At 54.0% G+C, this 17,878-nt stretch carries 20 protein-coding genes, 2 pseudogenes and 1 other annotated feature; of the genes and pseudogenes, 9 read left to right on the top strand and 13 right to left on the bottom strand.

The features are described from left to right. Positions 1–317 precede the first annotated feature (317 nt). Positions 318–1,103: a DeoR family transcriptional regulator gene (locus tag ACLJRS_RS16420; protein WP_000448638.1), complete on the top strand. Its 786-nt coding sequence runs from the start codon at positions 318–320 to the stop codon at positions 1,101–1,103. A gap of 1 nt (position 1,104) precedes the next feature. Here the strand turns inward: ACLJRS_RS16420 and ilvN are convergent, their stop codons facing one another. The 3 genes from ilvN to ivbL all read right to left on the bottom strand — a co-directional run bounded on the left by ilvN (position 1,105) and on the right by ivbL (position 3,292). Continuing rightward, positions 1,105–1,395: an acetolactate synthase small subunit gene (gene ilvN / locus ACLJRS_RS16415; protein ID WP_001171826.1), complete on the bottom strand. Its 291-nt coding sequence runs from the start codon at positions 1,393–1,395 to the stop codon at positions 1,105–1,107. Between the two features lie 3 nt (positions 1,396–1,398). Continuing rightward, the gene (ilvB, locus tag ACLJRS_RS16410; protein ID WP_000168439.1) at positions 1,399–3,087 is read right to left on the bottom strand and encodes an acetolactate synthase large subunit; all 1,689 of its coding nucleotides are present in this window, start codon (positions 3,085–3,087) and stop codon (positions 1,399–1,401) included. 106 nt (positions 3,088–3,193) lie between these two features. Then, complete coding sequence (gene ivbL / locus ACLJRS_RS16405) at positions 3,194–3,292, bottom strand: ilvB operon leader peptide IvbL (RefSeq protein ID WP_001541152.1); 99 nt, start codon at positions 3,290–3,292, stop codon at positions 3,194–3,196. 522 nt (positions 3,293–3,814) lie between these two features. Between ivbL and ACLJRS_RS16400 the strand changes: the two are divergent. From ACLJRS_RS16400 to emrD, 4 genes and pseudogenes are all read left to right on the top strand, one after another. After that, a pseudogene (locus tag ACLJRS_RS16400) lies at positions 3,815–3,929 on the top strand (hypothetical protein). After that, a complete protein-coding gene (gene tisB, locus ACLJRS_RS16395) occupies positions 3,926–4,015 on the top strand; it encodes a type I toxin-antitoxin system toxin TisB (protein WP_000117642.1) in 90 nt (29 codons plus the stop codon). The pseudogene ACLJRS_RS16400 and the gene tisB overlap by 4 nt, the downstream one beginning before the upstream one ends. Before the next feature lie 92 nt (positions 4,016–4,107). Then, positions 4,108–4,968, top strand: a complete 861-nt coding sequence (locus tag ACLJRS_RS16390; protein ID WP_001526328.1) for a DMT family transporter — start codon at positions 4,108–4,110, stop codon at positions 4,966–4,968. Between the two features lie 202 nt (positions 4,969–5,170). Next, positions 5,171–6,355: a multidrug efflux MFS transporter EmrD gene (gene emrD, locus ACLJRS_RS16385; RefSeq protein WP_000828737.1), complete on the top strand. Its 1,185-nt coding sequence runs from the start codon at positions 5,171–5,173 to the stop codon at positions 6,353–6,355. Here the strand turns inward: emrD and ACLJRS_RS16380 are convergent. Together ACLJRS_RS16380 and dsdC are read right to left on the bottom strand one after the other, a co-directional pair. Further along, entirely contained in the window at positions 6,282–7,367 is a 1,086-nt protein-coding gene (locus ACLJRS_RS16380) for a cellulase family glycosylhydrolase (protein ID WP_000238929.1), read from the bottom strand. The genes emrD and ACLJRS_RS16380 overlap by 74 nt on opposite strands. 63 nt (positions 7,368–7,430) lie before the next feature. Next, positions 7,431–8,354, bottom strand: a complete 924-nt coding sequence (gene dsdC / locus ACLJRS_RS16375; RefSeq protein ID WP_001541637.1) for a DNA-binding transcriptional regulator DsdC — start codon at positions 8,352–8,354, stop codon at positions 7,431–7,433. A gap of 225 nt (positions 8,355–8,579) precedes the next feature. Between dsdC and dsdX the strand changes: the two genes are divergently transcribed. Continuing rightward, positions 8,580–9,917: a D-serine transporter DsdX gene (dsdX, locus tag ACLJRS_RS16370; RefSeq protein ID WP_000543317.1), complete on the top strand. Its 1,338-nt coding sequence runs from the start codon at positions 8,580–8,582 to the stop codon at positions 9,915–9,917. 17 nt (positions 9,918–9,934) lie between these two features. Further along, complete coding sequence (gene dsdA / locus ACLJRS_RS16365) at positions 9,935–11,257, top strand: D-serine ammonia-lyase (protein ID WP_000427990.1); 1,323 nt, start codon at positions 9,935–9,937, stop codon at positions 11,255–11,257. An 81-nt stretch (positions 11,258–11,338) separates the two neighbouring features. On the opposite strand, the gene ACLJRS_RS16360 is transcribed toward dsdA, so the two are convergent. Genes ACLJRS_RS16360 through ACLJRS_RS16350 form a run of 3 tightly spaced genes read right to left on the bottom strand, consistent with a single transcriptional unit; the run spans position 11,339 to position 12,565 of the window. Then, on the bottom strand, positions 11,339–11,869 hold the full coding sequence (locus ACLJRS_RS16360; RefSeq protein WP_000147838.1) for a radical SAM protein: 531 nt from the start codon (positions 11,867–11,869) through the stop codon (positions 11,339–11,341). Then, positions 11,866–12,228 (bottom strand): DUF202 domain-containing protein, encoded by a 363-nt coding sequence (locus ACLJRS_RS16355; protein ID WP_001113452.1) that lies wholly within the window; start codon positions 12,226–12,228, stop codon positions 11,866–11,868. Before ACLJRS_RS16355 ends, ACLJRS_RS16360 begins: the two co-directional genes overlap by 4 nt. Continuing rightward, positions 12,218–12,565, bottom strand: coding sequence for a YidH family protein (locus tag ACLJRS_RS16350; protein WP_000703963.1), 348 nt, complete (start codon positions 12,563–12,565; stop codon positions 12,218–12,220). The genes ACLJRS_RS16355 and ACLJRS_RS16350 overlap by 11 nt, the downstream gene beginning before the upstream one ends. A gap of 135 nt (positions 12,566–12,700) precedes the next feature. On the opposite strand from ACLJRS_RS16350, the gene ACLJRS_RS16345 reads away from it, so the two are divergent. After that, a complete protein-coding gene (locus ACLJRS_RS16345; RefSeq protein WP_001668244.1) occupies positions 12,701–12,847 on the top strand; it encodes a hypothetical protein in 147 nt (48 codons plus the stop codon). Positions 12,848–13,008: 161 nt separating this feature from the next. On the opposite strand, the gene ACLJRS_RS16340 is transcribed toward ACLJRS_RS16345, so the two are convergent. From ACLJRS_RS16340 to ibpA, 3 genes are all read right to left on the bottom strand, one after another. Beyond that, complete coding sequence (locus tag ACLJRS_RS16340) at positions 13,009–14,670, bottom strand: putative transporter (protein WP_001279793.1); 1,662 nt, start codon at positions 14,668–14,670, stop codon at positions 13,009–13,011. A gap of 188 nt (positions 14,671–14,858) precedes the next feature. Next, the gene (gene ibpB / locus ACLJRS_RS16335; protein ID WP_001246919.1) at positions 14,859–15,287 is read right to left on the bottom strand and encodes a small heat shock chaperone IbpB; all 429 of its coding nucleotides are present in this window, start codon (positions 15,285–15,287) and stop codon (positions 14,859–14,861) included. A 109-nt stretch (positions 15,288–15,396) separates the two neighbouring features. Next, positions 15,397–15,810, bottom strand: a complete 414-nt coding sequence (gene ibpA / locus ACLJRS_RS16330; protein ID WP_001532742.1) for a small heat shock chaperone IbpA — start codon at positions 15,808–15,810, stop codon at positions 15,397–15,399. Continuing rightward, positions 15,804–15,877 (bottom strand) — a sequence feature (ROSE (Repression Of Heat Shock gene Expression) occurs in the 5'-region of heat shock genes and acts as an RNA thermometer to modulate expression.). It overlaps the preceding gene by 7 nt. Before the next feature lie 242 nt (positions 15,878–16,119). On the opposite strand from ibpA, the gene ACLJRS_RS16325 reads away from it, so the two are divergent. Continuing rightward, a complete protein-coding gene (locus ACLJRS_RS16325) occupies positions 16,120–16,452 on the top strand; it encodes a YceK/YidQ family lipoprotein (RefSeq protein WP_001581211.1) in 333 nt (110 codons plus the stop codon). Position 16,453: 1 nt separating this feature from the next. On the opposite strand, the gene ACLJRS_RS16320 is transcribed toward ACLJRS_RS16325, so the two are convergent. Next, on the bottom strand, positions 16,454–17,680 hold the full coding sequence (locus ACLJRS_RS16320; RefSeq protein WP_000809935.1) for a DUF3748 domain-containing protein: 1,227 nt from the start codon (positions 17,678–17,680) through the stop codon (positions 16,454–16,456). A 121-nt stretch (positions 17,681–17,801) separates the two neighbouring features. After that, positions 17,802–17,878 (bottom strand): annotated as a pseudogene (locus ACLJRS_RS16315) (hypothetical protein); the annotation flags it as partial.

Genomic DNA, 17,878 nt, shown 5'->3' with positions numbered 1-17,878 from the left:
CCTCTCAGAAATCGTCACACGACAATGATATTAAAATAACATTATCATGTTACTTCCGTATCATTTGTGACTATGATCGCGATTAGAGGATCATTTTGCCATTTACTTCGTGAACAAGCCCTGGCGGAACATACGCGCACCAAATCATTTTTATTGTTACAATTTACTGAAAATTAACTATTTATTGTTATAAAACGCGAATAAACCCACTTTTATTTCCTGACAGCCGGACGTATAGTAGTGCCACACTGTAATGTTCTCAGAAACACATAAATGTTACTGATGGAACATAACAACATGATTTGCGGAGAGGGTGAATGGAGACCAAGCAAAAAGAACGTATCCGACGCTTGATGGAGTTACTGAAAAAGACCGATCGAATCCATCTGAAAGACGCCGCGCGGATGCTGGAAGTTTCGGTGATGACCATTCGCCGCGATCTCAGCCAGGATGATGACCCTTTACCGCTGACGCTGCTCGGCGGCTATATCGTCATGGTAAATAAGCCTGCGTCTTCAACCAATATGCCGCTGCCGGCGAAAAAGACGCATCATCGGGACGACCTTCCCGTTGCGATCCTGGCCGCCGGCCTGGTGCGTGAAAACGATCTGGTTTTTTTTGATAACGGTCCGGAAATGCCATTAGTTATCAGCATGATACCGGATGATATTACCTTTACCGGGATTTGCTACTCGCATCGGGTATTTATCGCGCTGAATGAAAAGCCTAATGCCACGGCGATTCTGTGCGGCGGCACCTATCGGGCCAAGAGCGATGCCTTTTATGATGCCAATAATCCTTCGGCGCTGGATTCGCTCAATCCGCGCAAAGTGTTTATTTCCGCCAGCGGCGTACATGAACATTTTGGCGTGAGCTGGTTTAACCCGGATGATCTTGCCGCCAAACGTAAAGCGATGGAACGCGGTCTGCGCAAAATTTTGCTGGCGCGTCACGCCCTGTTTGATGAGGTCGCGCCTGCCAGCATTGGTCCGCTTTCTGCCTTTGATGTCCTGATTAGCGATCGCCCATTACCGACAGATTATGCCGTTCACTGTCGGAATGGTTCCGTCAAAGTCATCACGCCTGATTCGGAAAGTGAATAACTTACTCAAAAAAGACGGCAATTTTATTGAACATGGTGGGATCGGACTGGTTTCGTACCACCTTCGCCACGTCTTCCAGTTTATCGATCTGACTGATCATCTGTTCAAGTCGCTGATCGTCATTGACCAGAAGCCAGATGCGGCTCTGATCGCTACCCTGAATCGGTAAACAGAGAATACCCTCAACGTTGAAAGCGCGTCGGGCGAACAGCCCGCAGACGTGGGTCATCACGCCAGGATGGTTGCGAACGGTCAGCTCCAGAATAACGTTATCATGTGATTGTTTCTGCATGGCTTATTCCCCCACCATCTCTGTATTTGCCGCGCCCGGCGGCACCATCGGATACACTTTTTCTTCTGCATCAATGCGCACATGGATCAACGCCGGTCCAGGACGACGAATGATAGCCTGCAACGCCGCCTGCGGATCGGCTTCGTTATTCAAATCACAGGTGTCCAGACCAAACCCGGCGGCAATCTGCATAAAGTTGATGCTTCCCGGATAGGTCGCCGCAAAAACGCCCTGTTTATAGAACAGACTCTGTTGCTGATGTACCAGTCCCAGCGCGTCGTTATTCATCAGGATGATTTTCACATCCAACTGGTTTTCACTGGCGGTAGCCATCTCCTGAATATTCATCATCAAACTACCGTCGCCGGAAAAACACAGCACCTTGTTGCCCGGATTCGCCAGCGCCGCGCCAATCGCCGCGGGCAGACCAAACCCCATGGTGCCCAGCCCGCCGGAAGTCAGCCACTGACGCGGACGGTTGAGCGGATAAGCCTGCGCGGTCCACATCTGATGCTGACCTACGTCAGTGGTAATAATCGCGTTGTCGTCCACACAGGCGGCGACCGCGTTAATCAGCCCATAGTGACTAAGCGGGTTATTTTCCTGGGGAATACTGCAAGGGAATTCTTGCTGCAAGTCCGCCACCAACTGATGCCATGCTTCCCGCGGCTGTGCCTCGATATGGGGAATTAACTGTGCCAGTACATCATCGACATCCGCCTGAATAGCCACATGCGGCTGCTTAATTTTGCCTAACTCGGCGCGATCGATATCCACATGGATGATTTTGGCGTTCGGACAAAACTGCTCCGTTTTGCCAATCGCCCGGTCATCAAAACGCGCGCCCAGAACAATCAGTAAATCGGCCTCTTGCAGAATAAAATTGGTACTGCGCGCGCCGTGCATCCCCAGCATTCCTAACGACAGCGGATGCGCCTTAGGCAGCATTCCCAGCGCCATTAAGGTCATTGTCGTCGGCAGTTGCGCTTTTTCCGCCAGTTCGCGCACGCGTGTCGGCGCATTGATCACGCCGCCGCCCAGATACAGCACCGGACGCTTCGCCGCGTTAATCATTGCGGCGGCCTCGCGGATACTCTCCGCGCTAAACTCCGGCGGGGGTGATTTTTCCGCCGGCGACGGCAACGCATCCAGCTCAATTGTCGCCGTCTGCACATCTTTAGGAACGTCTATCCACACCGGGCCGGGACGCCCCGACTGCGCCAGACGAAAAGCATCGCTCATCACCTGAGGCAACTCATTGATATTTCTGACCAGATAGTTGTGCTTGGTGATGGGGATAGAGATACCGTAGGTATCCACTTCCTGAAACGCGTCAGTACCGATCATGGACGCCGGAACCTGCCCGGTAATACAGATTAACGGAATAGAATCCAGGCGCGCATCGGCAATGGCCGTGACCAGATTGGTCGCGCCCGGCCCGCTACAGGCCATACAAACAGCAGGTTTACCCTCCGTCCGCGCCATCCCCTGCGCAATAAACCCCGCGCCTTGTTCGTGGCGCGCCAGAATATGACGGATTTGCGTACTTTGGCTTAACGCGTCGTAAACGGGGAGGATCGAGCCGCCGGGAATGCCGGTGACGATACGAATCCCCTGGCGCTCCAGAAAATGAACAATAAATTCCGCGCCCGTAAAGCGCTGAGGTGTAGATGTTGTGCCCGAACTTGCCATGCTCCATTCCTTTTATTCTGAGCCGACGTTCCGGGAAGGTGTCTTAAACAAAAAACCCCGCCCGGTTTGCGCCGGCGGGGTTTTGGAATCGTGTGTGTTCCGGACCCTACGGCGCATTGCCGACGACCACCACCACACGCACGACGACCACTGCGCGAGATGGCGCAGTTGTTAGTAGGGTCGCGTTCAGCATGGAAGGGTTCATTAGGGGCCTTGTCTGTTTGTTATTAACACGTTTTATACAAGCACAGCGCTTTCAGCATGACAACGGAAAAATTTTCATCTGCACAAAAATGCGTCAGCGATCACATTTTTCTACGAATTTACACGCTTTGAGTATAGGCGTGATAAGCGTAGCGCCCTCCGGTAATCGCCGGGATTGATGATCACGCATTTCACAATGCCGGAAAACAAAAAACCTCGCCGAAGCGAGGTTCTTACAGCGTAATGCGGGTGGTAGCCGCGAAGCACACTGTGTTATGTCAACAGCAGAAGTATACGCGTTCTGTGCAGAACGCGCAATTTCGGCGCGAATTTTGATGAATTTGAGTATGGATCAGAAGCTCCGTTCTGTCTATAAATTACTGTTCATTTATACAGTACTTAACTATAATGTCTTTGACACAATGTGTTATGCGGGGGCCGCATCGTAAACCGGCGCAACGAAGTCCTGGCTGAAACGGGTGGTGCCGTCAGCGCCTTAACCCCCTCGTGAGCACACTGTGTTATGTCAACACGCACACTATTCCTCGCAAAAGGGATCGCGTGCGCAACAGCTGGCAACAGGCAGCGGAAAGGTACGTCGGCTGGCAGTGCTCCTTAACCACAGGAGACGCGTATGAGCGTAGTGGATATCACCATTCTTATCCTGAAACTCATTGTTGCAGCACTGCAACTGCTTGATGCTGTTCTGAAATACCTTAAGTAATTCAGATTCAAGCCGCACCGAAGGGGAGCGGGCAACCGCTCCCCTTTCACCTTATCCGCTGGTCTTTCGCTTCCCGGGTATGTTACGTTTTTATGACACCCTCAACGACGCCTGACGCTATGACCCTTTCCGTTTTCTGCATTTTGCTGTTCGCCGCGCTGTTACATGCCAGCTGGAACGCCATTGTCAAAGCGGGAAACGATAAGCTCTACGCCGCGATCGGCGTCAGCGGTTCCGCGGCGGTCATGGCATTGATCCTTTTGCCCTTCTCGCCGCAGCCAGCCCACGCCAGTATCCCTTTTTTAGCGGCCTCTACCGCGCTCCAGGTGGTGTATACCGTCCTGGTGGCGAAAACCTATCAGGTCTCGGACATGAGCCAGACCTATCCTCTTATGCGCGGCACCGCGCCGCTGCTGGTGGCGCTCATTAGCGTTCTGTTTCTTGGCGACAGCCTGTCGTCGCTGGCCTGGGTCGGCATCGCAGTGATCTGCATGGCGATACTTGGGATGGCCTGTAATGGCCGCGCCAGCTCTCAACGTGGTGTCGTGCTGGCATTAACTAACGCCTGTTTTATTGCCGGATATACGCTGGTGGACGGGACCGGCGTAAGACTCTCCGAAACGGCGCTGGGCTATACGCTATGGTCATTTTTTCTCAACGGCGCCTGCCTGTTAACCTGGGCGATGATTGCGCGGCGGCGGGAAGCGTCGCGTTATCTGGCGCAACAGTGGAAAAAAGGCATTTTTGGCGGGATTGGCACTATGGGATCTTATGGGCTGGCGCTATGGGCCATGACCCAGGCGCCGCTGGCGGTGGTCGCCGCGCTGCGTGAGACGTCGATTTTATTCGGCGCGCTGATAGCCTGGCTGTTGCTTAAAGAGAAAGTGGCCGGGCTACGTCTGGTGGCGGCTGGCGGGATTGCCCTCGGGGCGATTTTACTCCGTCTGTCATGATCGCCCAATGACAGCCGCAGACGTAACACATTCTCGGCAACATTTGTTGCCGCTTTTGTTTACATATCCTGCCGTTCCTTCGTCTGCCATTGCTGGTTGCTGTCTGGCCTTCTTTTTCTGGTGTGATAGATTCCTCTCGCATTTATGGGAATGCGCAGCAAGTTATTCTTATTTTTTCTTTTTTTGAAAAGTAATCAGCGAAATGAAAAGGCAGAGAAACGTCAATTTGTTGTTGATGTTGGTGTTACTGGTGGCCGTAGGGCAGATGGCGCAAACCATTTATATTCCCGCCATCGCCGATATGGCACAAGCGCTAAACGTCCGGGAAGGCGCCGTCCAGAGCGTAATGGCTGCTTACCTCCTGACCTACGGCGTCTCGCAACTGTTTTACGGCCCGCTTTCCGACCGGGTTGGGCGCCGCCCCGTAATCCTCGTCGGCATGTCTATTTTTATGGTAGCGACCCTGTTCGCCATGACCACGCATAGTTTGACGGTGTTGATTGCCGCCAGCGCCATGCAAGGGATGGGAACCGGCGTTGGCGGAGTAATGGCGAGAACGCTCCCGCGCGATCTGTATGAAGGAACGCAACTTCGTCACGCCAATAGCCTGTTAAATATGGGGATTCTGGTCAGCCCGCTGTTAGCGCCGCTGATTGGCGGCCTGCTGGATACCCTGTGGAACTGGCGCGCGTGTTACGCTTTCCTGCTGGTGCTTTGCGCTGGCGTCACCTTCAGCATGGCGCGCTGGATGCCGGAAACCCGCCCCGCCGGCGCGCCGCGCACACGGCTGATCGCCAGCTATAAAACGCTGTTTGGTAACGGCGCATTTAACTGTTACCTGCTGATGCTAATCGGCGGGCTGGCTGGCATTGCGGTCTTTGAAGCCTGTTCCGGCGTGCTGATGGGGGCAGTATTAGGTCTCAGCAGTATGGTGGTAAGCATTCTGTTTATTCTGCCGATTCCGGCGGCGTTCTTCGGCGCCTGGTTTGCCGGACGCCCGAATAAACGCTTCTCAACCCTGATGTGGCAGTCAGTTATTTGCTGTCTGCTGGCAGGCCTTATGATGTGGATTCCCGGCTGGTTTGGCGTGATGAACGTCTGGACGCTACTCATCCCCGCTGCGCTGTTTTTCTTCGGCGCCGGGATGTTATTTCCACTGGCCACCAGCGGCGCGATGGAGCCGTTTCCGTTCCTCGCAGGCACCGCTGGCGCGCTGGTCGGCGGGCTGCAAAATATTGGTTCCGGCGTACTGGCGTGGCTTTCGGCAATGCTGCCGCAAACCGGTCAGGGCAGTCTGGGATTGCTGATGACCCTTATGGGATTGCTGATCCTGGCGTGCTGGCTGCCGCTGGCGTCACGGATATCGCATCAGGGGCAGACGGTTTAACGTTTCCCTCGCCCGGCGTTTTGCCGGGCGTTTCACATTCCGGCGCGATCATCGCATTGAGCAGGGACTCCTGCGCCGGACGCCACGCTCCTTCTTCGCCGTCATAAAACTGAGTGTCCGCGTTTATCGCATACGGAATATGCGCTTTTTTCAGCTCGCAGGCCATAAAACGGGCAAACGCGAACTGTGAAGCGACCGGCGTCATTTTTATCGACTCTCCCGGCGCCCATCCGCCCACCCAGCTTGCATGGCCGGTCTTATGCTGCCAGCGAACCGCAGCGTTGATCCGTGCCCGAATCGCCGCTTTTTCCGCCGCCGTGCCTGACGTCCACGGATATTTACCGCCGCTTTTCAGGGGTCCCCACGGGAAGATGTGCCACTCCGCCAGTACATAGTTCTGGCTTTGCGCCGGCAGTTTAAGCGCCGACAAATCCTCCGGCGCGGCGCGCATGCGGGGGGCAACGAAAATCATCCGCTGTGGGTCAATGGCGTGAATCAGGCGGATGGTTTTGTCATATACGCGATTCAGCGACGCCATATTATGATTAAGTTTGTCGGCAGGCTCATAAATGAGATCGAACCCCAGAAGCGGGGATGTCTGACCAAAATAGCGCGCGACCACGCTCCACCAGTTGATCAGCTCCTTTTCATGGCTGGCGCTGGGATCGGTTTTATACGCATCCGCCTGATAGGCAATAATGGGTATGACGCCATAGTATTCGCAGGCCTCTACCAGCTTACGCAAATGGATGAGGCGCGCTTCCGTCGGCGCGCCTGCCACACGAATACGGACATGCGTTAACCCTTTTGCCTTAAAATCCCGCACGACCAGCGGATCAAACTCGCGGATACCCCGTTCCGTTCGCGCCCAGTCAACATCCATCCCAACGCCAAGCTGCTGCGCATAGCGCGCCGCCGTCAAAGGCATCGGTTTCGCATAGACGACCGCGCTGGTCAGCATGAGAGAGGCAATAAGCGGTTTAAACACGACGCCCCCTAAAATTTTTACCACGGTGATAGCACGTATTTAGCATATTCACTCCCGGCAGGTGTAGCGACAAAGCGTAATAAATCTTCACACCTGTTCCTGCAACCAGCGAATAAATGCCTCGATTTTCGGCCACTGCCTGCCAGGCAGAGTGGTGACATAATAATGCTGATGACATTTCAGCCTCATGTCACCAAAAGGCGCAATCAGTTCACCGCTGTCGAGACGCTTTTGCACCAGCCGTTTACGCCCCATCGCCACGCCAATGTGGTTCATCGCGGCAATCACCGCTAAATCAGAACGATCGAAGCCAATGCCGGATGAATCCGGCAAATTTACTGCAAAATGCTGCGCCCAACTGTGCCACTCATCGGTGCCCGAATCGTTACTCCACGCCTGTCTGTCGTGTAAGAGCGTACAGTGCCGTAGGTTATTCAGGTTATCCTGCAAGGCGAAACGACGGGCATAATCCGGGCTGCAAACGGGCAAAATCGCCTCATCCATTAAAAAATGGTGCGTGAGCTGCGCCGACGGCGCATCGTCAAAATAGATAGCCAGGTCAATGCCGGCACGCTGTAGGTTAACGTTATCGTTGCCGGTCAGCATAGTGAGAGAAATTGACGGATAGCGACGGGTAAAGTCCCCCAGCGCAGGCACCAGCCAGCACTGGGCGATAGAGGGACGTGAATACACGGTCAGCGTGCCGGACAGTTCCTGATTTTTGATATCGAGGATTTCCTGATTCAACGTATCCAGCGACGATTTCAGCGCCCAGAATACCCGTTTGCCTTCATGGGTAAGCTCCACTTTACGGTGAGAGCGGACAAATAGCTGGATTCCCAACTCGGCTTCCAGTTGATTGATACGATGGCTTACCGCACTGGGGCTTAACGACAGCTCATCTGCCGCCAGAGCAAAGGACTGGTGTCTGGCCGCGACTTCAAAAGTATAGAGTTTGGATAACTGCCAGCCGTTGAGTAAGCGGTTTCGGGTATCGCGAAGGGGTTCCATTGCAACCTCAGTCATCTTTTAATTTCCCGAAGTGTAAAAAAACACGCTGAAAAAATCCGCACATAGATGAAGCAAAATGAACCATATCGCAAAATAAAGGCAATATTAGATGGAAATCACATAGTTGATTCAATTTACATCATGTGAATGGCAAATTATATCGTTTGTCAGGAGGTGCTGTTTTTCTGTCCAATAAGAACAGATTAATCACAGGGTAGGTGAGATATGCACGCTCAAATCTGGGTAGTGAGCACGCTGCTGATCAGCATCGTGTTAATCGTATTGACCATCGTGAAGTTTAAATTCCACCCCTTCCTGGCGTTACTGCTCGCCAGTTTCTTTGTCGGCGCGATGATGGGCATGGGGCCGCTGGAGATGGTCACGGCGATAGAAAACGGAATAGGCGGTACGCTCGGTTTTCTGGCCGCCGTTATCGGTCTTGGCACCATCCTCGGCAAAATGATGGAGGTTTCCGGCGCGGCGGAACGCATCGGGCTTACGCTCCAGCGCTGCCGCTGGCTCTCTGCTGACGTGATCATGGTACTGGTGGGGCTGATTTGCGGTATCACGTTGTTCGTGGAAGTGGGCGTCGTGTTGCTCATCCCACTGGCGTTTTCTATCGCTAAAAAGACCCATACCTCGCTGCTGAAGCTGGCCATTCCGCTGTGTACCGCGCTGATGGCCGTCCATTGCGTGGTACCGCCGCATCCGGCTGCGCTGTTTGTCGCAAATAAACTGGGGGCGGATATCGGCTCGGTGATTGTCTACGGTCTACTGGTCGGGCTGATGGCCTCATTGGTCGGCGGCCCGCTGTTCTTAAAGTTTCTGGGTAATCGTCTGCCGTTCAAGCCCGTACCGACAGAGTTTGCGGATCTTGAAGTGCGCGCCGAAAACACCCTGCCGTCGCTGGGCGCAACGCTGTTTACCGTTCTGCTGCCGATTGGCCTGATGCTGGTGAAAACCGTCGCTGAACTGAATATGGCGAAAGACGGCACGTTGTATACGCTGCTGGAGTTTATCGGTAATCCGATCACCGCGATGTTTATCGCTGTCTTTGTGGCGTATTACATACTCGGTCTGCGCCAGCATATGGGTATGAGCGCGCTACTTACCCACACCGAAAACGGCTTTGGCGCCATTGCGAACATCCTGCTGATTATCGGCGCGGGCGGCGCGTTCAACGCCATTCTCAAAAGTAGCGGACTGGCGGACACGCTGGCGGTGATCCTCTCAAATATGCATATGCACCCGATTCTGCTGGCATGGCTGGTAGCGCTGATTCTGCACGCGGCGGTCGGCTCTGCGACGGTGGCGATGATGGGCGCCACGGCGATTGTTGCGCCCATGCTGCCGCTCTATCCTGACGTCAGCCCGGAGATCATTGCGATTGCCATTGGTTCCGGCGCCATTGGCTGCACGATCGTGACCGATTCCCTGTTCTGGCTGGTCAAGCAGTATTGCGGCGCTACGCTGAATGAAACGTTTAAATACTATACGACGGCCACGTTTATCGCATCTGTCGTTGCACTGGCTGGCACATTCCTGCTTTCCTTTATCATCTGATCGTAAAGAGACGTACTATGGAAAACATACAAAAGCTCATCGCCCGGTATCCTTTGGTCGAGGATCTGGTCGCCCTCAAAGAAACCACCTGGTTTAACCCGGGCGCCACCTCTCTTGCACAAGGTCTACCGTATGTCGGCCTGACGGAGCAGGACGTAAACGCCGCCCATGACCGTCTGGCGCGCTTTGCGCCGTATCTGGCGAAAGCGTTTCCGCAAACCGCTGCCGCTGGCGGCATGATCGAATCTGACGTGGTCGCTATTCCGGCCATGCAAAAACGGCTGGAAAAAGAGTATGGGCAAACGATCGACGGTGAAATGCTGTTAAAAAAAGACAGTCACCTGGCAATCTCTGGTTCCATTAAAGCGCGCGGTGGCATCTACGAGGTGCTAACGCACGCGGAAAAACTGGCGCTGGAGGCGGGTCTGTTAACCACCGACGATGACTATAGCGTGTTGCTTTCGCCGGAATTTAAACAATTCTTCAGCCAGTACAGTATCGCCGTCGGTTCAACCGGCAATCTGGGGCTATCGATCGGTATCATGAGCGCCTGCATCGGTTTTAAAGTGACGGTACATATGTCTGCCGACGCCCGCGCCTGGAAAAAAGCGAAGCTGCGTAGCCACGGCGTGACGGTCGTGGAATACGAAGATGATTACGGCGTGGCGGTTGAGCAGGGCCGTAAAGCAGCGCAATCCGATCCAAACTGTTTCTTTATCGACGATGAAAACTCCCGCACGCTATTTCTGGGCTATGCGGTAGCGGGGCAGCGTCTGAAAGCGCAATTCGCGCAGCAGGGACGCGTCGTTGACGCCAGTCACCCACTGTTTGTTTATCTACCGTGCGGCGTTGGCGGCGGCCCTGGCGGCGTCGCCTTTGGCCTGAAACTGGCGTTTGGCGACAACGTCCACTGTTTCTTTGCCGAACCGACCCATTCACCCTGCATGTTACTCGGCGTTTATACCGGTCTGCACGATGCCATCTCAGTACAAGATATCGGTATTGATAACCTGACGGCGGCTGACGGCCTGGCGGTAGGTCGCGCTTCGGGCTTTGTTGGTCGGGCAATGGAGCGCCTGCTTGACGGCCTCTATACCTTAGACGATCAAACAATGTACGACATGCTGGGCTGGCTGGCGCAGGAGGAAGGAATTCGACTGGAGCCATCAGCTCTGGCGGGGATGGCCGGGCCACAGCGCATTTGCGCCGCCGTCGCGTATCAGCAAAGGCATGGATTCAGTCAGACGCAGCTCGGCAACGCGACGCATCTGGTATGGGCAACCGGGGGCGGCATGGTGCCGGAGGATGAAATGGAACAATACCTGGCGAAAGGACGCTAATACTCGCTCAGTGCCGGAAAGACGGCAGCGCCATCCGGCACGCCATCGCCTGATGGCGCTACGCTTATCAGGCCTGTGACGTTAACGCAGCATCGCCATCAACTCCTCCGGCGAGCGATGCTGCTTCAGTAAATCCCGCATCACCCGCATATGCGGCGAGGAGTAGTTAAAAAAGGTCTGGTAGCCCTCGCAAAGCTGATTTTTCCCCTGGCTATCCCGATGCTCAGGGCATCCGCCGCCGCAAAATCGTAATAAAGAACACTTCTGACATTCAGCGCTTAGCGGCGCCTTGTCCGGCGCTTCAGCGCCATTCCTGCCGCCGCACCACTGCTGTAGCGTCTCATCAAAAAGGCGAACCGAGATACGCTGAATATCTTCACGTACCCAAATATCAAATACGCTATTTAAAAACCGCCCCCAGTCTGCTGAACACAATGACTCCTCGGTCAACATTCCGTTCCGGTCATGTTCCAACAATGGGATAAAATGGACATTGCGAATGCCGAGCCGTTGTAAGTTACGGTACAGTTGCTGAGGGCGCTGGCTATTCTGGCGATTTACGACGACCTGAATCTGGTCATCACTCACGACAATGTCCTGACGTCCTGTCATATAAAATTCCCGATAAATGCAATAAGTTGGCGAATATGGGTAACAGCAAACAGGATTGCGAGCGACAACACCGCGAGGGAGATCAAAAATTTGTCACGCATGACATGAGTTTCGGAAAAATCGCTATGCGCGACATCCATTAAATTACGACTCAGGGTATAACGCCAAAGAATCACCGCCACTATCGCCAGAACGCTGATTGACACCCAGAACAGGAATCCCGCCTGATGCCAGTGGTGCCTGACGGCTAACGCCATTAACGCCCCGTATCCCAGCAGCGTGCGAAACCAGGCCAGCGACGTACGTTCCGGTTGCAGCCCCGGATCGTTCTGCCGACGGGCTTTACGACTATCCGGCATACAGTACCAGCCCCATCACTATCACCGCGACAATCATCAAAATAATGCTGATGATCAACAGGCTATGGGTATAGGGCAAATCCTCTTTCAGACGCATCGCTTTTTCATTACGTAACCAGCGTAGATAGCCATAAATCGCCAGGCCGCCCGCAAACAGACACAACAGTAGCGCCAGCAGTTCACGGATCACCGGCGTGGCAAAATCCGGAGCGAGCTGGTCAAGACCGACGCCTGCCGCCAGAAATCCCAGCGAGGTGCGGATCCACGCCAGAAAGGTACGCTCATTTGCCAGTGAGAAGCGATAATCCGGCGCTTCTCCGAGGCGGGAAATCTTCATGACGACTCCTTTTACGTTCTTATGTATTCCCGTTCGTTTTCAGAATACCACTCACGTTGTTGCTGATATGCTTCACATTATCCCGCAGCAAGGGAATCTTATTGCAAAATAACTGTAGTTCACTGGTGATGCGTTTTGGCGCAACCACGCTCATTGCCGCTATTTTCCATTTCAGTTGCGACCTTTTTCAACGCCACCGCCAGGAAAGGCATTATTGCCGAATTAAAAGCTGAAAAACCACCCGTCGCGACGAAAAAAAAGGCGAAGAAGATTGATAACTAACTGAAAAAAATTGGAATTATGCTCGTTGGCATTACGCTGATTAGCGCGTTCATTGAGGAAAGAGATAAGAAGAAGAGCAGAAGTGTGGCCGGTGCGGCGCGCGTTATCCAGCCTGGATTTAACACAGTGCGTAGGCCGGATAAGCAACGCGCCATCAGGCGCTAACCCATTCCCCAAAAAATCACCGCCAGCAGTTGTGGCGTGATAATACGCAGGAACATCACTAACGGATAGACGGTCGCGTAAGAGAGCGCCGCCGCGCCGCTGGTGGCATGAAGATTGTTGGCAAATGCCAGCGCTGGCGGATCGGTCATCGAACCGGCCAGCATCCCGCACAGCGTCAGATAGTTCATTTTGGCAAAAATCCGCGCCAGCAAACCGACGGTAATCAGCGGAATAGCGGTGATGAAAATACCATAGCCAATCCAGCTTAATCCTTCGCCCTGCGTCAGCGTATCGACAAAATCGCCGCCGGATTTCAGCCCAACGACCGCCAGAAACAAAACGATGCCTAACTCACGCAGCGCGAGGTTGGCGCTCGGCGGCATAAACCAGTACAGCTTACCGATGCTGCCGATACGCCCCAAAATTAGCGCCATGATCAGCGGCCCGCCAGCCAGCCCCAGTTTTAACGCGACCGGGAATCCCGGCACAAACAACGGGATTGACCCAAGCAGAACCCCTAATCCGATGCCGATAAACACCGGCAGCATCTGCACCTGCTGGAGTTTTTGCTGCGCGTTGCCGACCACATTGGCTACCGCATCAATCGAGGCAGGACGCCCCACCAGATTGAGAATGTCGCCAAACTGCAGGCTGGCGTCGCTACTGGCGACCAGCTCAACGCCCGCGCGGTTAAGGCGGGAGATAACCACGTCATAACGCTCTTTAAAGTGCAAATCGCGGATACGTTTGCCGAGCACTTTTTCGTTGGTGACGACCACACGCTCGACACGTAAATCCGTGCCGCGCGTCGACAACGAGGTGTCCACTTCCTTACCGATCACCAGTTGCGCGTTATGCAGGTCGGTAGATTGGCCGACGAGGTGCAGCAGGTCGCCTGCCTGGATAATCGTCCCCGGCGACGGCACCATCAGCGTGTCGTCGCGTTTCAGGCGTGAGCAAATGATTTTATCGCTGTTCAGGATCGGCACATCCTGGATAGCCATATTATTGAGGTTCGGATTCTCGACACGGATATTCATTGTTTGAATTAATGAATGACCGTTAGCGAGAGAGGATTCATGCTTCTGCGCCTCCGCCTCGACGTTAACGCGAAAAATCAGCCGCATCAGCCACATGGTGAGCAAAATACCGCAGATGCCAAACGGATACGCCATCGCATAGCTCATCCCCATCTGATCCACCAGATCCACTGGCGTTCCCAGATCGCGCAGGATTTGCTGACCCGCCCCTAACGCAGGCGTATTGGTGACTGCGCCGGAGAAAATCCCCAGCACCACCGGCAGCGGAATAGCGAAAATTTTATGCAGAATCGCGGTGACCAACCCGCCCATAATCACAATCAGAACAGCAAACAGATTGAGACGCAGCCCGGAAACGCGCAGCGAGGCGAAAAACCCCGGCCCCACCTGTATGCCGATGGTATAAACAAAAAGGATCAGGCCGAATTCCTGGATAAAGTGCAGCATATCGCCGCTCAGCGTCACCCCAGCCTGATCGACGAAGTGGCCGACGATAATACCGCCGAACAGAACACCGCCAATACCAAAGCCGACACCGCGCACTTTAATGTTGCCGATCCATAAACCGACAACCGCCACCAACGCCAGAACGCTGACCGTCAATGCGATATCACTCATCTTTTCTTCCCTGTGAGTAACATTTCAATTTATAGGGATTATGACTGAACCGTTAAGGCATATATACAGCATGGCGCACATTCTCATGTTACAAAACCGCCCAGACGTCCTGACTTCGGCAGCGTCTTACCCTTTTTCGTGGCACAAAAAAGCCCCGCCATCTCTGGCGGGGCAAGGCAAGGAGCTTATTAGCTATTTAATGCGGAGCGTTCGTTAATGGCGATACGCTGCGGCGCAATGGTTTCCGGCTCGTTACGGGTTAAATCAATATGCAGCAGGCCGTTGGTAAACGTCGCGCCGGAAACTTCCATATTCTCAGCCAGCGTAAAGCTCAGGCTAAAAGGCTGCATGACCAGGCCCTGATGTAACCATTTGGGCTCGTTTTCCGGCTGTTCCGGCGTACCTTTCACCGTCAGGCGCGTGCCTTCCAGTTGAATATCCAGATCTTCCTGACGGAAACCGGCTAACGCTAAGGTAATGCGATAATGGTTATCGTCGCTTTTTTCGATGTTATAGGGCGGGAAGCTCTGGCTTTCGCCGCTGTTTTGCAGCGCATTGGCCAGCTTGTCAAAACCGATCCATTGACGCAGCAGTGGGGATAAATCGTAGTTACGCATAATCATTTCTCCTTCTAAGAAGCGAGTTTTTACCTTCACACTTTACGTGCGAATATGCTCCCTGACGGCGAGCATGGGATGACAGGCCGCGCAACGCGACCCGACGGAATCAGTTAATTTCGATACGGCGCGGTTTGTTCGCTTCCGGAATCACGCGCTCCAGTTCGATATACAGCAGCCCGTTGACCAGGTTTGCGCCGCGAACGTGAATGTTCTCCGCTAACTGGAACTTACGTTCAAAGTTACGCTCGGCAATGCCCTGATACAGGTAAGTACGTTCTTTCTGCTCGTCCGCATGAGCGCCTTTTACCACCAGTAAATTATCCTGGGCAGTAATCTCCAGTTCGCTTTCCGCGAAACCGGCAACGGCAATGGCGATGCGGTAGTGGTTTTCGTCTACCAGCTCAACGTTGTACGGAGGGTAGCCGCCATTACTTTGGCTTTGGTTATTTTCAAGCAGGTTAAACAGACGGTCAAAACCAATGGCAGAACGGTACAGCGGGGATAAATCAAAGTTACGCATAATCATAAACTCCTGAAATCAGCGAGAATGTCAGACCTTCCATCATGGACAGGCCAGGATTGCCAGAACACCCATCAGGCGTGCCCTTCTATTCACTACGTCTTATAAATGGGTCTGAATACGTACTTTTCAAGTATTTTAATCCGACTTTTTTTTGCAGTTTATTGGCTATTGCATAGACTGGTTGGGACAGCACTGATTGTTAAAGTGCGATTACCGCCACAGTGCCACGTACTGGTGATGTTATTTTTAGCAACGGATCGCTATAACTCATCATGCAAATAACGACAACCAATAGATGAATGAGTGATGATAAAAAACGTGTGGTTAACGCTGATAATATGGAATGGGATGCTTTTATTAAGCGGTTGTTCAAGCGTCATGTCGCACACAGGCGGTAAAGAGGGTACTTATCCTGGCACGCGCGCCAGCGCTACGATGATCGGTAACGATGAGACAAACTGGGGCACCAAATCGTTGGCTATCCTGGATATGCCGTTTACCGCCGTGATGGATACGATCCTTCTGCCGTGGGACATCTTCCGCAAAGACAGTTCGGTAAGATCGCGCGTAGAGAAAAGCGAGGAGGAGACGAAAATGACCAATGCCGTCATCCCCCCGGCGAAGATGCCTCCTCCCTGATTTATCGCCCGGTTTCCGTCACCCATAGCTGACGGAACCCTTTCACCTCTTCCATCCATGCGACGTGTCGCCCATCCGGTGAAAAAACGACGGCGTCCGCAGACGGCGGGTTGTCGTGCCTGGCGGTTAAGAAGTCGATCCTCCCACTTTGTGCGTCGCAGCAGGCAATCCGATTTTCCAGCACCAGTCCCAGCCATTTACCCGACGGATGCCAGTTAAACGCTGACTGTACGCCGGTCGCATGATGCGTTAACTGCCGGGGCTCGCCTCCCTGCGGCGATATCAGCCACAGTTGCGCTACGCCGTTATCGTCCCGCATCAAAAAGGCGATCGCCGTCACCTGCGGATTACTGCGGACCCAGTGGCGTGGTTCGTTAGTGAGCCCAGGGTAAACACGCTGGTGAGTAAAGGTAAGACGCCGCTGAACTACGCCCAACGGCGGCGATGGCATCGTTGATTCGGTTCCCGTCAGCGGCGTGTCGCCTGCTTGTTTCCAGCCGTTTTCATGACACGGTAAATCGACAATAAACAGCTCCGGGACTTTTTTGCCCGTCAGCGACAGCGTATCGCCAATAAAGGCGATCTGGCGGTTGCCCACCCAGCCCTCTTCATAGGCGCGGTTAATGTCATCGCTGCCAGGTCTCGGCGCAGGCGTCGTGCGGCTAACCAGTACGCACCAGTAGCTACCGCTGTATTCGCGCGGATGCTGAACCGGTACCGTTACCGGCCCATACGGCACGGCCACGCCGACATTACGTAGATCCAGCGCCGGATCTCGCTCATGCAGAACGTGGTCATTATAGGTAAAACTCACCAGCTCGCCGTTCGGGCTAAACACATGGACGTGACTGCCGCCGCGCAGCGCGCCGGGAGTATACGGCGCAGTAATATCCATCGCATCGAGGTTAGTCACGCCCCCCGGCGTTGCAATAACGCCCCGACGGTGGTGGAAATCGTAATGCCACGCCTCATCAGGGTTTTCAGGGCCATGAATAAACACATAGTGATTATCGGCAGGATGCACCGTCACCACACCGACATGCGCGCCCTGCACGGCGCGATAAATCACCTCCACGTCGCCGGTATGCACATTGACACGCTCAATAGTCTTGCCCGTAAATGACGCGCCTGAAGGCCGCACATCAAAGACCAGCCACTGGCTGTCAGGTGTCCAGGTATTGGTGTTGGTAAGCTGGTGATGGCGCGGCGTAAAGGTGATTTGTTTCATAGGATGTCCTGATAAGAGACGATGCTCGTCATCATACTTCACACGGGCTTCACTTTCAGGCTTTAGCGTATCGTTGGGATAGCCAGGCCCGATGGCGCCACGCCACCGGGCCGTCAGGGTCTTATTTCTCCTGCGCCAGCCGGATACTGCGCTCTATCACCGCCCGCCGGGTATCGTCTGCCGGCAGCAGTTTCAGCA

Source organism: Salmonella sp. SAL00670 (assembly GCF_046552235.1).
Classification (GTDB): Bacteria; Pseudomonadota; Gammaproteobacteria; order Enterobacterales; family Enterobacteriaceae; genus Salmonella; species Salmonella enterica.
Note: the sequence above shows the minus strand (reverse complement) of the source record. Positions and strands in the feature narration are given on the sequence as shown.